Annotated in this window: 9 protein-coding genes; 4 read left to right on the forward strand and 5 right to left on the reverse strand. The window is 70.5% G+C overall.

Annotated elements, in window-relative coordinates; genetic code table 11:
• Positions 1-63: 63 nt before the first annotated feature.
• The gene (locus tag SREC43747_RS0101795) at positions 64-2,412 is read left to right on the forward strand and encodes an ATP-binding protein (protein ID WP_029719443.1); all 2,349 of its coding nucleotides are present in this window, start codon (positions 64-66) and stop codon (positions 2,410-2,412) included.
• Positions 2,413-2,533: 121 nt separating this feature from the next.
• Positions 2,534-3,325, forward strand: coding sequence for a transglycosylase SLT domain-containing protein (locus SREC43747_RS21795; RefSeq protein ID WP_051387571.1), 792 nt, complete (start codon positions 2,534-2,536; stop codon positions 3,323-3,325).
• Here SREC43747_RS21795 and SREC43747_RS0101805 read toward each other — a convergent pair.
• Entirely contained in the window at positions 3,319-4,020 is a 702-nt protein-coding gene (locus SREC43747_RS0101805) for a FadR/GntR family transcriptional regulator (protein ID WP_029719446.1), read from the reverse strand. The two genes, SREC43747_RS21795 and SREC43747_RS0101805, sit on opposite strands and share 7 nt — an antisense overlap.
• Before the next feature lie 150 nt (positions 4,021-4,170).
• Between SREC43747_RS0101805 and SREC43747_RS0101810 the strand changes: the two genes are divergently transcribed.
• Positions 4,171-5,556, forward strand: a complete 1,386-nt coding sequence (locus SREC43747_RS0101810; protein ID WP_029719447.1) for a GntT/GntP/DsdX family permease — start codon at positions 4,171-4,173, stop codon at positions 5,554-5,556.
• A 120-nt stretch (positions 5,557-5,676) separates the two neighbouring features.
• Entirely contained in the window at positions 5,677-7,968 is a 2,292-nt protein-coding gene (locus tag SREC43747_RS0101815; protein WP_029719448.1) for a HelD family protein, read from the forward strand.
• Positions 7,969-8,010: 42 nt separating this feature from the next.
• Here SREC43747_RS0101815 and SREC43747_RS0101820 read toward each other — a convergent pair whose 3' ends face one another.
• The 4 genes from SREC43747_RS0101820 to SREC43747_RS0101835 form a co-directional block, all read right to left on the reverse strand.
• Positions 8,011-8,508: a hypothetical protein gene (locus SREC43747_RS0101820; protein ID WP_152528284.1), complete on the reverse strand. Its 498-nt coding sequence runs from the start codon at positions 8,506-8,508 to the stop codon at positions 8,011-8,013.
• 483 nt (positions 8,509-8,991) lie between these two features.
• A complete protein-coding gene (locus SREC43747_RS0101825) occupies positions 8,992-11,733 on the reverse strand; it encodes an arabinosyltransferase domain-containing protein (RefSeq protein ID WP_160173019.1) in 2,742 nt (913 codons plus the stop codon).
• 134 nt (positions 11,734-11,867) lie between these two features.
• Positions 11,868-13,373, reverse strand: coding sequence for a glutamate synthase subunit beta (locus tag SREC43747_RS0101830; protein WP_029719451.1), 1,506 nt, complete (start codon positions 13,371-13,373; stop codon positions 11,868-11,870).
• Positions 13,366-15,066 (reverse strand): glutamate synthase-related protein (locus tag SREC43747_RS0101835; RefSeq protein WP_029719452.1); only part of this gene is annotated, 1,701 nt, incomplete at its 5' end. The genes SREC43747_RS0101835 and SREC43747_RS0101830, both read right to left, overlap by 8 nt.

Raw genomic sequence — 15,066 nt, forward strand, 5'->3', positions numbered from 1 at the left:
CCAGACCCCGTCGCGAGGAGCAAGATCGCAGGTCAGAGCCCTGAAAGCGGGTACGATCGTAGCGTGGTTTCCACTGCCCGAGCTCGTGTCAAGCAATCAGCGGGCAACCTACCGGCCGACGTCACCAGTTTCGTCGGCCGGCGTCGTGAGGTCACGTTCACCAAGCGCCTGCTGGCCGAGTCCCCCGTGGTCACCCTCACCGGACCCGGCGGGGTGGGCAAGACCCGGTTGGCCCTGCGCGTGGCCAGCAACATGCGCCGCTCCTTCCGGGACAAGACGTGGGTGGTGGAGCTGGAGGACCTGCGGGACGGCTCGATGGTCCCCGACGCCGTCATCGAGCAGCTCGGCATCGGCGGGAGCACCGCTGGCACCGACGCCATCACCGAGCACCTGAAGGACAAGGAAATGCTGCTCGTGCTCGACAACTGCGAGCACGTCGTGGAGGACGTCGCGCTGCTCGTCGACGCCATCACCCGCTGGTGCCCGGGAGTGCGGATCTTGGCCACCAGCCGCCAGTCCCTCGGGGTGGCCGGCGAGAGCACGATGGTGGTCCCTCCGCTGCAGGTGCCGGACATCGAGCACCTGCCCCCGGCGGAAGCCTGGCAGCAGTACTCCGCGGTGCGGATGTTCGTGGACCGGGCCAAGGCCGTGATCCCCGAGTTCGAGGTCACGCCCAGCAACGCCCCCGCGCTCATGCGGCTGTGCTACCACCTGGACGGCAACCCGCTGGCCATCGAGCTCGCCGCGGTGCGGCTGCGCTCGCTCTCCCTGCAGCAGCTGGACGAGCGGTTGGCGGAACGCTACGACCTGCTCACCGAAGGCCGCCGGAGCGCCCCGCCCCGGCAGCGGAGCCTGCGCGCGCTCATCGACTGGAGCTACGAGCTCTGCTCCGAGCAGGAGCAGCTGGTGTGGGCCAGGGTCTCCGTGTTCTCCGGAACGTTCGGCCTGGACGCCGCCGAGCACGTCGCCGGCGAGGGCTTCAGCGGCAGCGAGGTGCTCCGAGCCCTGCACGCCCTGGTGGACAAGTCGGTGCTGATGCGCGAGGAGGACGACGGCGAGGTGCGCTACCGGCTGCCGCACCCGCTCCGCGAGTACGGCCAGGACAGGTTGGTCGAGGCCGGCCAGTACGAGGCCACTGCCGAGCGGCACCGCGTGTGGTTCACCGGACTGGTCGACCGGTTCGCCGCCGAGTGGCTCGGCGAGAACCAGGTCGACTGGGTGCGGCGCCTCCAACGGGATCAGGGCAACCTCCGCCTAGCCATGCAAACGGCCGTCTCCAACGCCAAGACGGCCGACGACGCCTTGGGCATGGCGGCCAAGCTCGGCCAGTACTGGGGGATCCGCGGGCTCACCGGGGAAGGCCGGCACTGGTTGAACCACGCCCTGACGATCACCCCGGCGGATGCGCCGAACCGGGTGCGCGCGCTGCGGATGAGCGCCTGGTTCGCCCTGCTGCAAGGGGAGGTCCGAACGGCCATACCGCTGGTGGAGCAGGCGACCGTGCTGGCGACCCAGCGCAGCGACGAGGTCGAGAAGGCCCACCTGGCGCTGATCCGCGGCATGAGCGAGCTGTTCACCGACCAGGTCCAGCAGGCCGATTCCACCCTGTCCGCGGTGCTCCCCCGCTTCCGCAGGCACCAGGCGCTGGGCGGGGAGCTGTTCGCGCTGTTCGGGCTCGGCCTGGCTCGAGGGCTGAACGGGGACTACGACACCGCCAGGGAACTGCTCAACTCCTGCATCGAGCAGACCACGGCCCGCGGCGAGCTGTTCTGGCGCTCCTACGCGCTGTGGGCCACCGCGGTGGTGAACGTCCTGCGGGACAACACCGCCCGCGCGGAGGCCTCGGCGAAGGAGTCCCTGCGGATGCAGCGCAAGCTGGACAACCGGCTGGCCATCGCGTTCTGCTTCGACACGCTCGCCTGGACCGCGCACCGCCACGACCGCAACGAGCGGGCGGCCCGGTTGTTCGGCGCGGCCAGCCGGTTGTGGGAAGCGGTTCGGACCGCGCCGGAGTGCTACGCCCCGTTCGCGCACGCGCACAGCAAGTTCGAGCACCAGGTCCAGGAGGCGCTCGGCGCGGAGGGCTTCCAGGAGGAGTTCAACCGCGGCCACCAGCTGTCCCTGGACCAGGCGGTGGACTACGCTCTCGAGGTCAAGCGGCACGCCCGCGCTCGGCCCGCTCGAGCGGCCAACGTCCACCCGATGCCGTTGACCCGGCGGGAGCGGCAGATCGCCGAGTTGGTGGCGAAGGGCAGCACGAACAAGGAGATCGCCGAGATCCTGGTGATCGCCCAGCGCACCGTCGAGGGGCACGTGCAGAACATCTTGACCAAGCTCGACTTCTCGTCGCGGGCGCAGATCGCGGGGTGGGTGGCCGGCCAGCGCCAGGGCGAGGAGAGCAACGCGAACTGATCGTTTTCACGGTGAGTAGTCAGTATAGACCTGACCAGTACGCCAAATAGGGCAAAATAGGTACCGATGCCCGGGTATTCCTCGGTGTGCAGATACCCTCTGTGCCGGAACCTGGGTACTCGTGTTCCCCGATGACCATTCCCCCGAGACCAGGACCTCCGCCCAGACCCCGAACGGGCGGAAGAAGCACCCGTTCCGCGATCAGGTGCGCCACGCGCAACGGTCGCTGTCCGCCTCGCGCGGACGCGGCAGCAGAGGCCGGAGCCGGCCGGCGCAGATCGGCGCCGCACTGGCCGCCGCAGGGCTGCTCAGCTCACTCGCCACCGGTCTGCTGCAGGATGGCGAACCGGAGGTGCACAACGCGGCGCAGTCCCAGCAGCTCGCGGGCTCGCAGCCCGCGACGCCGAAGCAGGAGCTGCGGACGAACCTGAAGCTGGGCGTGCAGCCCGACGGCCTCGTCCCCTCGGACGTGCCGGAACCCCCGAAACCGGCACCGGCCGAGCCGGCCCCCCGGGCAGCCACCACGTCGAGCTCGGCACCGACCAAGTCGTCGAAGGACCCCATCGACGAGTGGATCGACCAGGCGGTGGCGGTGCTGCAGAAGCACGGGGTCCCGCCGGAGAAGATCAACAAGAAGGCGATCCGCACGATCATCATGCACGAGTCCGGCGGCAACCCCCGAGCCGTCAACAACTGGGACATCAACGCGGCCAACGGCACGCCCTCGATCGGTCTGATGCAGACCATCGAACCGACCTTCAAGTCGTACGCGCTGCCCGGCTACACCAACATCTACGACCCGGTGCACAACATCGTGGCGGCCACGCGCTACGCGCTGGACCGCTACGGATCGCTGTCCAGCGTGCCGGGCGTCTCCGGCCTGCGGTCGGGAGGCAGCTACCAGGGCTACTGACTCGCAGCTCGCAGCCCGGCGAGCGTGCCCTCCAGGGCTTCGGCGACCAGTTCCCGCATCGCCTCCTCCGCCCGCGCCCGGTCTCCGCAGCGGATGCACTCGGCGATCTCGCAGTGCAGCCGCAAGGCGACCGGGCGCGGGCGCTCGGGCATCAGCCCTTGTCCCACCCGCCAGCGCAGCACTTCCTCCACGACCTGCTGCAGCTGGGCGAACATCTCGTTCCCGGAAGCCGACAGCACCAGCCGGTGGAAGGCGACGTCGGCATCGGTGAAGCTGAGCAGATCACCAGCCCGGGCGGTGGCCACCATCCGCTCCGCGAGGGAGACCAGCTTGGCCGCGTCGGCGTCGCTGGCCCGTTCGGCAGCAGCACCGGCCGCCGCGGGCTCCACCGAGGTCCGCAGCTCGGCGAGGGTCCGCAACTGCTTGATCCGGTCCACCTGCAGCAACCAGCGGATCAGCACGGGGTCGAAGAGGTTCCACTCCGCGCGCGGCCGGACCACGTTGCCGACCCGCTTGCGGCCGAACACCAGCCGCATGGACGCCAGCGTGCGCATCACTTCTCTGGCCACGCTGCGGGAGATCCCGAACCGCTGTTCGGCTTCCTCGGTGCGCAGCACCGTTCCCGGCGGGTGCACTCCGCCAGCGATCTCCCGACCCAACACCTCCACGACCTTGTCGTGCAACTCTCCGCCCATTCGGCGCCCCTTTCTGTCGGCGTTCTCAACATATGTCGACTTTTTCCGGTGAGCGGAGCAACAACCCTTACTTAATCGGTAAACCTTATTAATAAGTCATATTTATTGCTTAGGCTGTGCCGGCAGTCTCTCAACGAGGAGTCCGACCGCATGCTGTACAGCCTTCCCCTCCAGCTGGCCGCACAGCCGACCTGGACGGCCCACGACACCCGCCTGACAGCCGCTGCGCTCGCCGGGATCGCGGTCATCGTCGTCCTCATCAGCTGGGCCAAGCTGCACCCGTTCCTCTCCCTGGCGCTCGGCGCCGCCACCCTCGGCGCAGTGGCCGGAATGCCGTTCAGCGACCTGGTGGAGTCGTTCACCGACGGCGTCGGGAGCACCGTCGGGGACGTCGGCCTCCTCGTCGCGCTCGGCGCCATGCTCGGCAAACTGCTCACCGACTCCGGAGGCGCGGAAGAAGTCGTCGAAACGGTGCTGCGCCGCACCACCCGGCGCACCCTGCCCTGGGCGATGGTGTTCATCGCCGCCCTGCTCGGCCTGCCGATGTTCTTCGAAGTCGGCGTGGTGCTGCTGATCCCGATCGTGATGATGGTGGCCAGCCGCTCCGAGCAGCCCGTGCTGCGGATCGGCATCCCAGCCCTGGCCGGCCTGTCCATCCTGCACGGCCTGGTGCCCCCGCACCCGGGACCGCTGGCCGCCGTGGACGCCCTGCAGGTGGACCTCGGACTCACCCTCGCCCTCGGCATCGTGGTGGCCATCCCCACCGCGATCATCGCCGGCCCGCTCTTCGGCACCTTCATCTCCCGCCGGGTGCAGCTGCCGCCCGCGACGAACCTGCTCGGCACCTCCACCGAAGAACCGACCGGCGAACGCCCCGGGTTCTTCTCCTCGGTGGCCATGCTGCTGCTGCCGGTCGTGCTGATGCTCGGCAAGTCCGTGGCCGACCTGCTGCTGGCGGAGAACACCCTCGGCTACCGGGTGCTGGAGACCATCGGCGAACCGGTGGTCGCGCTGACCATCACCGTGCTGATCGCCATCGTCGTGCTCGGCCGCGGCGCGGGCCTGACCCGCAAGCGCGTCTCCGACATCGTCGGCGGCGCACTGCCCCCGATCGCAGGGATCATCCTGATCGTCGGCGCCGGCGGCGGCTTCAAGCAAACCCTGGTGGACAGCGGCGTCAACGAAACGATCACCGACCTGGCCACCGGCGCCCACCTCTCCCCCCTGGTCCTCGGCTGGCTCATCGCGGTCGGCATCCGGGTGGCCACCGGTTCGGCGACAGTGGCCACCATCTCCGCGGCCGGCATGGTCGCGCCCCTGGTGGTCGAGCTCGACCCGGTGCAAGGCGCCCTGGTGGCGCTGGCGATCGGCGCCGGATCGCTGTTCCTGTCCCACGTCAACGACGCCGGGTTCTGGCTGGTGAAGGAGTACTTCGGGATGACGGTCGGCCAGACCCTGAAGACCTGGTCGGCGATGGAGACCCTGCTCTCGGTGGTCGCCTTCGCGATGACCTTGCTGCTCTCCGCCCTGCTGTAGGGCTGCACCGGGGACGGCGGGAGGCAACGGCAAGCGCCTGAACGGGTATATTGGCAGGCTGTGCCTGTGCCGCCAGGCGCTTCCGTGTTCCCCCAGAAATCCCAGTGCAAGGTGGAGCCATTGTCCGACACCCGGACTGATCGGGATACCGCGCGCCAACACGAGATCGCCGCCGAACAGCAGTACGTGTCCGTGCTTTACCAGAAGTTGGACGCGCTGCGGCAGGAAACGACCGATCGACTGCAGCGCACCCTGCTGGAAACCGGCGGCACCCCGCAGGCCCGGACCGAACGCGACATCTCCGCTCGGATGTACACCGAGCGGCTCTCCCAGCTCAGCGCCGTGGAGCACGGACTGTGCTTCGGGCGCCTCGACCTGGACAGCGGAGAGACGTTCCACATCGGCAGGATCGGGCTGTTCGACGAGGAGAACGACTACGAGCCGCTGCTGATCGACTGGCGCGCCCCGGCCGCCCGCCCGTTCTACCTGGCCACCGCCGCATCCCGGGACGGGGTGCGGCGACGCCGCCACCTGCACACCAAGTGGCGGAAGGTCGTGGACTACGAGGACGAGGTGCTCGACCTGGACGCCGCCGACGAGAGCAGCGACCTCGGCCTTGCCGGAGAGGCCACCTTGCTGGCCCGCCTGGACGCCCGCCGCACCGGGCAGATGCAGGACATCGTCGCCACGATCCAAGCCGAGCAGGACCGGATCATCCGCGCACCGCTCAACGGCGTTCTCGTCGTGCAGGGCGGGCCGGGCACCGGGAAGACCGCGGTGGCGCTGCACCGGGCCGCCTACCTGCTGTACACCTTCCGGGAGCAGCTGACCAAGCGAGGCGTCCTGGTGGTGGGGCCCAACGCGACCTTCCTGCGCTACATCGGACAGGTCCTGCCCTCGCTCGGCGAAACCGGCGTCCTCCTGTCCACTGTGGGGGACCTGTACCCGGGGATCACCGCCACGGCGGAAGAATCCCCGCGGGCCGCCGAGATCAAAGGCCGCGAGTGCATGGCCCAAGTCCTCCACGCGGCGGTGCGCGACCGCCAGCAAGTCCCCAAGGACTACTTCGAAGTGGTCTTCGACCGGGAGAAGCTCCTGGTCGACCGGCGCACCGTCGCGCAGGCGCGCACCAAAGCCCGCCGGTCCCGCCGACCGCACAACCTGGCCCGGCGGATCTTCCAGAACGAGATGTTCTCCGCGCTCACCCTGCGGGTCGCCGACCGGCTCGGCCGGGACCTGCTGGACCAGCGCGACCTGGAGGACATCGACCGCGAGCTGCGCCAGGACCCGGAGGTGACCAAAGCGCTGGACGCCCTGTGGCCCCAGCTGACCCCGCCGGAACTGCTGGACAGCCTGCTCAGCTCCCCCGAACGGTTGGCCAGCGCCTCCCGCAAGTTCCTCACCGAGGAAGAACGAGCGGCGATCCTGCGGGAACCCGGGGCCCCGTGGACCCCCAGCGACGTGCCCCTGTTGGACGAGCTGGCCGAACTGCTCGGCGAGGACGACGCCCAGCAGCGGGCCGAGCAGGAACGCCAAGAGCGCGAAGAGCTCGCCTACGCGCAAGGCGTCCTGCACATCATGGAGGAGGACGAGGAGATCCGGGACGAGGAGCGGCTCCGGGTCAAGGACGTGCTGGACGCCGAGCTGCTCGCCGACCGCTACCGGGCGCGCAGCGAGCTGACCGCCGCCGAACGGGCCGCCGAAGACCGCACCTGGACCTTCGGGCACGTCATCGTCGACGAAGCGCAAGAGCTGACCCCCATGGCTTGGCGGGTGCTGATGCGCCGCTGCCCGAGCCGTTCCATGACGCTGGTCGGCGACACCGCGCAGACCGGGGCGCTCGGCGGCACCTCCTCCTGGGAGGAAGTGCTGCACCCGTACGTGCAGGACCGCTGGCGGCTGGCCGAGCTCACCGTCAACTACCGCACCCCCTCCGAGATCATGGCGCTGGCCAGCCGAGTCCTCGACGCGATGGACACCGACCTGACCGCTCCGCGGTCGGTGCGCAGCAGCGGCCACCGACCGTGGGCCAAGCGCGTGCCGGCCGAGTCGCTGGCCGACGAACTGGCCGCCGCGGTGCGCAGCGAACTGCAGGAGGTCGGTGACGGCCGGCTCGCCGTGCTGCTGCCACCGGACCTGCTGGCCGAGATCGGTGACCAGGTGGCCGCGGAAGTCGAGCAGGCGGTGGTGGCCAGAACCCCCGACGACCTCGAATCACCCGCGGCGCTGCTGACCGTGGAACAGGCCAAGGGCTTGGAGTTCGACTCGGTGGTCGTGGTCGAGCCGCAGGAGATCGTCGACGATTCCGAACGCGGCCTCAACGACCTCTACGTGGGCCTCACCCGCGCCACCCAGCGGCTGGGGATCGTGCACACCGGTGACCTCCCCGAGGCGCTGAGCGACCTCGAGTGACCCGCGGCCCGCGGGAACGCCGGTGTTCCTGCGGGCCCGGTGTCAGCAGAAGACCGGAGCCCCGTAGCGGGACAGCGCGGTGCGGAGCTGCTCCTCGCCCCCGTGGACGTCGTTGACGTCGATCAGCCGGTAGCCGACCCGACCATCGCGCTGGAACGCCCAGTCCTTCGGCACACCGGGGTTCGCCCCGTCGTGCGGCCACACCGCCAGGTAGACGGCAGCTCCCCGGTCGCTCTTCTTCGGCTTGGGCAGCTTCGTGATCGAGACCTGCGCGATGTGCTGCCAGCCCAGCGCGACCCGCACCTTCCGCGCCGGGTGCTCCAGCAGGACGCCGCGCTCGTCGATCCGCATCGTGAACGGCCGCAGGCTGTTGACCAGCATGACGAGGCCGCTCACCCCGAGCACCGGAGAGGCGAAGAACCCCGTCCAGATCCGACCGCCGTAGATGAGAACACCGATCACCCACGCGGTCCCCACCACGCCGAGCACGAGGAACGCGATGGCCGTGATCAGATGGTCCGAACTCTTGCGGAAATCCACCATTCCCCCGAAGACACTCCACTGAGGACATTTCTGTCCGGCTGCGCCGAACCCTCGGCAGGGTACTGGACCACCGCCTCGCGAACGGGCCGATCGCGCGCAAAACATGGCGCTGCACAAGGAGTTCTCGGACAAAAGCCCCCATTCCGGGTCCCCGAACACCGAGCACCCGGCGCAGCTCCGCCCCACGAGGAACTCCTCGTGGGGCGGAGATCCTCACGGCCAGAACACCGCTGGCGGAACCTCGGGCGTGGCACCGACTTCGAAGGTGGACAGGGATGAAGGGCACCTTTCTCCAACACGAGGGAGGAAGGCGCCCTTCATCCTGCGCGCCGTGGGCGCGGACCTCACCGCTCGGCGTCGACCTCCACCGCTGCGGGTCACGCCCTCGAGGAAGTCATGGTCCGACCAGGGCGGGGACTCCCCGCAGCGCGGCGGAGCTGATCCAGCCCCGGGTGGCGAGGACCCTCGGAGGTCACCGCACTACCCCTCGGCTTCCTCCGGAACGGGCACCAACACCCTTCCCTCGCGGTACCAGGCCGGGACCGACACCTCGGTTGCGCGCGGAGCCACCTCGGTGGCCGTCTCGGGCACCCAGCGGTAGAGCTGCACCGGTTCGCGGAGCAGCTCGCTGCGCAGGTACACCGGGACCCGCTGTTCGGTGACCAGCATGCGGGCCCCGGCCAGCGGACCGTCGTACGCCGGCGGGTCCTCCGCCTCCGCGGATTCCTGCACCGGCGGGGCGATCCGCCACCCCGGCAGTTCGGCCCGGCCGTGGGGAAGCGCGGCCGGCCGCAAGCACGGGAAGGCGAAAGCCACCGGCTGCTCCAGCAGCGCCGCGGAACCCGCGGGCACCACCTCGCTCATCGGGACCAACCGCGGTGCCCGGGGAACCCCGGCCTCCCCGTCGACCACCCGGACCGAATCGGCGCCGGGCGGGGCGAACAGCCTGACCTCCGGCCCCTCCGGGGACAGCGTGCGGGCGAACACCGTCGTACCGGAGTGCCCGAACTCCACCTCGACCTCCCCGGTGGCCGGCAGCACCACCGGCAGTTCACCGCTGCGCTGCTCGGGAGTCAGCACGAACCAGGACTGGCCGCCGTAGCTGGCGGTCGACAACTCCCCCTGCGCGGGTTCCGGCTCGACGAGCAGGAAATCGGCGAGCCCGCAGCTCTGACCGGTCAACTGCGCGAAGTTGTCCGCGGCCACGGTGTAGGTGTTCCGCCGGTTCAGCGCGGCCTCGGCGAACGAGGTCACGGTGAACAGCACGACGAAGGCCGTCACCACGGCAGCGGCCGCCGCCGGCGGGGGTACGAGCCGCGGCCACCGCGCCGCCCGACCGTCCTCGCGGGAGACGGCCACCGCGAGCGCGAACGCCAAGCCGAAGCCGGCCGCCAGCACCAGTTCGGCCATCCGGTACCCGAGCAGGTCCAGCGGCAGCGCGTTGCCCGGCAAACCGTAATCGGACACCCACGGCCACCGGTTGAGCGCGGTCAGGACCAGCCCGGTGACCGCGGTGAGGACCGCCGTGCCCGCGATCACCTCCCAGGTGCTGCGCACCCGGTGCCAGCTGGCGATCCCGGCGACCAGCACCGCGCTGCCCACCCCGGCCAGCTCGCCGAAGTGCTGGGTCGACTTGTCCGGGGTGAGGGAGAGCGCGGCCAAGCACAGCAGCAAGGTGGCGATCAGCCGCTTGACCGGCCCGGCCGCGAGCTCCGCGCGCCGGGTCAGCAGCACCCAAGCGACAGCGGGCACCGCCAGCAGGGTCAGCAGCATCGCGGCCCGCTTGGCCAGCGCCCCTTCGAACCGCTCGGGATCGAGCAGTCGGGCGTAGCGCTCGTACTCCGCGTACCAGGGCTGGCCGTCGTCGAGGAGCTGGCGAACCCGGGTCGCTTCGCTGACCGCGGCGAAGTTCTGGTCGGCGAACATCAACAGCACCGCGATGCCGCACGCCGCGGCGGAAACCGCCAACACGGCGGGCCAGCGCCAGTGCTCGTTGTGCCGCACCAGCAGGGCCAAGGACCGCACCTGGGCGAGGAACGGGGCGAAGGCGACCAGACCGGCGGGGCTGATCGCGGCGGTCGCCGCGGCCACCGCCAGCCCGATCGCGGCGGGCAGCAGGCAGCGCGTGGCAGCCGCCCGCTCCACCAGGCAGAAGACCAGCAGCGTGCCGACCGCGATCCACGCTTCGGGGCGCAGGCCCAAGTTGAACGGGATCCACCACGCGGCGAACCCGAGAGCGGTCAGCCAAGGCGCCCACCGGAGGCGGGACCAGCCGCCCAGCCGGGGCACCACCAGTCGGGACAGCAGCAACCAGCACAGCAGGCCGAGCACTGTGGACGGCAGGCGCATCCACAGCAGATCGGGGGAAACCCCGGCCCACAGGTGGTAGAGCTCGTAGAGCCAGCCGAACGGGGCCTGCGGAACGCTCATCCACCCGTAGTGGTCGCTGACGAAACCCGTCTCCCCGCGTTCGCGGACGATTCCGGCGAGGTAGCCGTCGTCCGCGGTCACCGGACCGATGATCGTCCAACCGGCCAGCAACGCGACCACCGCGGCATCGGGGAGCTGGGGTTTCCACCACCGGCTCGGCAGCAACCGGACCCGGCGCCGGCGGCGTTCGGTCCAGGCGATGAGCCCGAGCGCACCCAGCGAGCAGCACCCGAAGACCACGGCCAGGCCGATCTTCAACGGCCCCGGCGAGGTCTGGAAACGGGTGTCCGCGGTGAGCTCCACGGCCAGGCCACCACCGGCGGGGACCTCCGAGAACAGTCCCGCGACCGCCGGCCGGATGTCACCGGTGTACTTGGCGACCGTCACCTCGTCCAGCAAGACCTCCGTGCTGTCGGGAGTGGACCGCAGCTGCCACTGGCACTCCCCGGACGGCAACGCCCGGTCGGCCAGCAGCGTTTCCCCGCTGGTCACCACCACCCGTCCGGAACTGGCGCGCAGCACCTGCAGCCCGGGCAGCTCCGGGGTCCGCTCGGCGGCCTGCGCCGGCACTGTGGACAGCACGATCCCGCCGGGCGGCACCTGGGCGGCAGCCGAGCAGTCCCAGGAAGCCACCAGGTGCACCGGCTGGTACGGCACCAGCGGCAGGGCCGCGGCCGGACCGCCTTCCCACCGGTAGGTGCTGACCTGCTGTTGAACCGGTGCGAACGGGAAGAGCAACGCGGCCAGCGCGGCGATGACTCCCAACCCGGTCACCCAACGGGCATCGGTCAACCGGGCGGACACTGGCCGCAGTGGTGCAACTACCTGCTGTGACGTCAGCACCAGCACAGAGTAAGCAGAACCCGATCAACCCAGTTGGGCGACCACGTCCCAACCCGTTGGGGTTACACCACAGGGGGTGCGGGTCACTGCACGGCGAGCGGCAACGCGGTGGGGTGGACCGGAGCGGGGAGCTGCGACCCACCGGTCAAGTAGGTGTCCACCGCGCTGGCCACCGAACGGCCCTCCGCGATGGCCCACACCACCAGCGAGGCCCCGCGGTGCGCGTCCCCGCAGACGAACACCCCGGGCGCCGCGGTCTCCCAGTCCGCCCCGCACCCGATGGTTCCCCTGCGGCTCAGCTCCAACCCGAGGCCGTCCAGCAGCGGCATGCGCTCAACGCCCTCGAACCCGATCGCCAACAGGCACAGGTCGCAGGGGACCTCCTCGACCTCGTCCGAGACCGGGACGACCTGCCTGCGCCCGTTGGCATCCCGCGACACCTCGACCTGGCGCAACCGGGCCGCGCGCACGTTGCCGTCGTCGTCCCCGACGAACTCCTCGATGGCGACGGCGAACTTGCGCTCCCCCGCCTCTTCGTGCGCGGGGTAGGTGCGCAGCACGTAAGGCCACGTCGGCCAGGGCGAGAGCTCGTCGTCCCGGCTCAGCGGAGGCTGCGGGTAGTTGTCCAGCTGGGTGACGCTGAGCGCGCCCTGCCGGGTCGCGGTGCCGTAGCAGTCGGCTCCGGTGTCCCCGCCACCGAGGATGAGCACGTGCTTGCCCGCCGCCGAGATCGGGGACGGACCGTCCCCCTCGCACTCCCGGTTGGCCGGCACCAGGTAGTCCATCGCCAGGTGGATCCCGTTGAGCTCGCGACCTTCGATGCCGCGGTCGTCCCGGCCGCGCAGCGCGCCGACCGCCAGCACGACCGCGTCGAACTGCGCTCGGAGCTGTTCGACCGGCAGATCGACGCCCACTTCGCAGTTGGTGACGAACTTGGTGCCCTCGGCGCGCATCTGCGCCAGCCGGCGGTCCAAAACGGACTTCTCCATCTTGAACTCGGGAATGCCGTAGCGGAGCAGGCCGCCCAAGCGGTCGTCCCGTTCGAAGACCGTCACCTCGTGCCCCGCGCGGGTGAGCTGCTGGGCGGCGGCCAGGCCGGCCGGGCCGGATCCGACCACGGCCACCCGCTGGCCGGTCTGCTCCTCCGCCGGCTGGGGCTGGACGTAGTCGTTCTCCCAGCTGTTCTCGGCGATGGTCTCCTCGACCCGCTTGATGGTCACCGGGCCGCCGGCTTGCGGGGAGATGGACAGCACGCAGGCGGCCTCGCACGGAGCCGGGCAGAGCTTCCCGGTGAACTCGGGGAAGTTGTTGGTGGCGTGCAGCCGCTCGCTGGCGCTCTGCCACTGCCCCCGCCGCACCAGGTCGTTCCACTCCGGGATCAGGTTGCCCAGCGGGCAGCCGGCCGAACCGGAGTGGCAGAACGGGATGCCGCAGTCCATGCAACGGGCGGCCTGCACGGAGACCTGCTCGTTGCGCTCGGACGCGGGCAGGGCGGCGTAGACCTCCTGCCAGTCCCCGATCCGCTCGTCGACCGGGCGCTTGGGGGCCTCCGCCCGCGAGTGCTTCAAGAACCCCTTGGGATCAGCCACGGGCTGCCTCCATGATCACTTCGTCCACGTCCCGGCCTTCGAGCTGGGCCTGCCGGGCGGCTTCCAACACCCGCTGGTAGTCGCGCGGCATCACCTTGGTGAACGCCGCGGAACGCCGGGGCCAGTCCCCGAGCAGCGACGCCGCCACCGCGGACCCGGTCAGCTCGTGGTGCCGCTGCACCACCTCGCGCAGCCACTGCAGCTCCTCCGCGGTGGGGCGCTGCAACTCGACCATCGCGGTGTTCACCCGCCCCGGGTCCAGGTTGAGCACGTACGCGATGCCACCGGACATGCCGGCCGCCGCGTTGCGCCCGGTGCTGCCCAGCACCACGGCCCGCCCACCGGTCATGTACTCGAAGGCGTGGTCCCCGACTCCCTCGGCGACCGCGAGCGCCCCCGAGTTGCGCACGCAGAACCGCTCCCCGGCCTGGCCGCGCAGGAAGATCTCCCCGCTGGTGGCGCCGTAGCCGACCACGTTGCCGGCGATGACCTGGTCTTCGGCCGCGAACGGGGCATCGGGGTGCGGGCGGATGATGATGCGCCCGCCGGACAGCCCCTTTCCGGCGTAGTCGTTGGCGTCCCCGACCAGGTCCAGCGTGACCCCCCGGGGCAGGAACGCCCCCAGGGACTGCCCGGCCGAGCCCTCCAGCTCGATGTGGATGGTGTCGTCCACCAACCCCTTGCCGCCGTAGCGGCGGGTCACCTCGGACCCGAGCATGGTGCCGACCGTGCGGTTGACGTTGCGCACCGGCAGCTTCAGCCGAACCGGTCGGGCGTCCTCCAGGGCGGCCTCGGACAGCTGGATCAGCGTGCGGTCCAGGGCTCGGTCCAGGCCGTGGTCCTGCTCGCGCACCTTCCGGCGGGCCGGCGAGTACGGCGCGCGCGGCTCGGCGAACACCGGGCTCAAGTCCAACCCGCGGGCCTTCCAGTGCTCGACGGCCTGGTCGGTGCGCAACGCCGAAACCTGCCCGATGGCCTCGTCCAGGGAGCGGAACCCGAGTTGGGCCAGGTACTCGCGCACCTCTTCGGCGATGAACTTGAAGTAGTTCACCACGTGCTCGACCTTGCCGGTGTAGCGCTGGCGCAGCTCCGGGTTCTGGGTGGCCACCCCGACCGGGCAGGTGTCCAGGTGGCAGACCCGCATCATCACGCAGCCCTCCACCACCAGCGGCGCGGTGGCGAAACCGTACTCCTCGGCGCCCAGCAGGGCGGCGACGACGACGTCGCGGCCGGTCTTGAACCCGCCGTCGCACTGCACCGTGATGCGGTCCCGCAACCCGTTGAGCAGCAAGGTCTGCTGGGTTTCGGCCAGCCCCACCTCCCACGGGGTGCCGGCGTGCTTGAGCGAGGTCAAGGGGGCCGCTCCGGTGCCGCCGTCGTGCCCGGAGATCAGCACCACGTCGGCGTGCGCCTTGGACACCCCGGCGGCCACCGTGCCCACGCCGGCGGAGCTCACCAGCTTGACGTGGATCCGCGCCTCCGGGTTGGCGTTCTTCAGGTCGTGGATGACCTGCGCCAGGTCCTCGATGGAGTAGATGTCGTGGTGCGGCGGCGGCGAGATCAGCCCCACGCCCGGGGTGGAGTGCCGCGTCTTGGCGATCCACGGGTAGACCTTGTGCCCGGGCAGCTGGCCGCCTTCCCCGGGCTTGGCGCCCTGGGCCATCTTGATCTGGATGTCGTCGGCGTTGACCAG

The organism is Saccharopolyspora rectivirgula DSM 43747 (assembly GCF_000497205.1).
GTDB lineage: Bacteria > Actinomycetota > Actinomycetes > Mycobacteriales > Pseudonocardiaceae > Saccharopolyspora > Saccharopolyspora rectivirgula.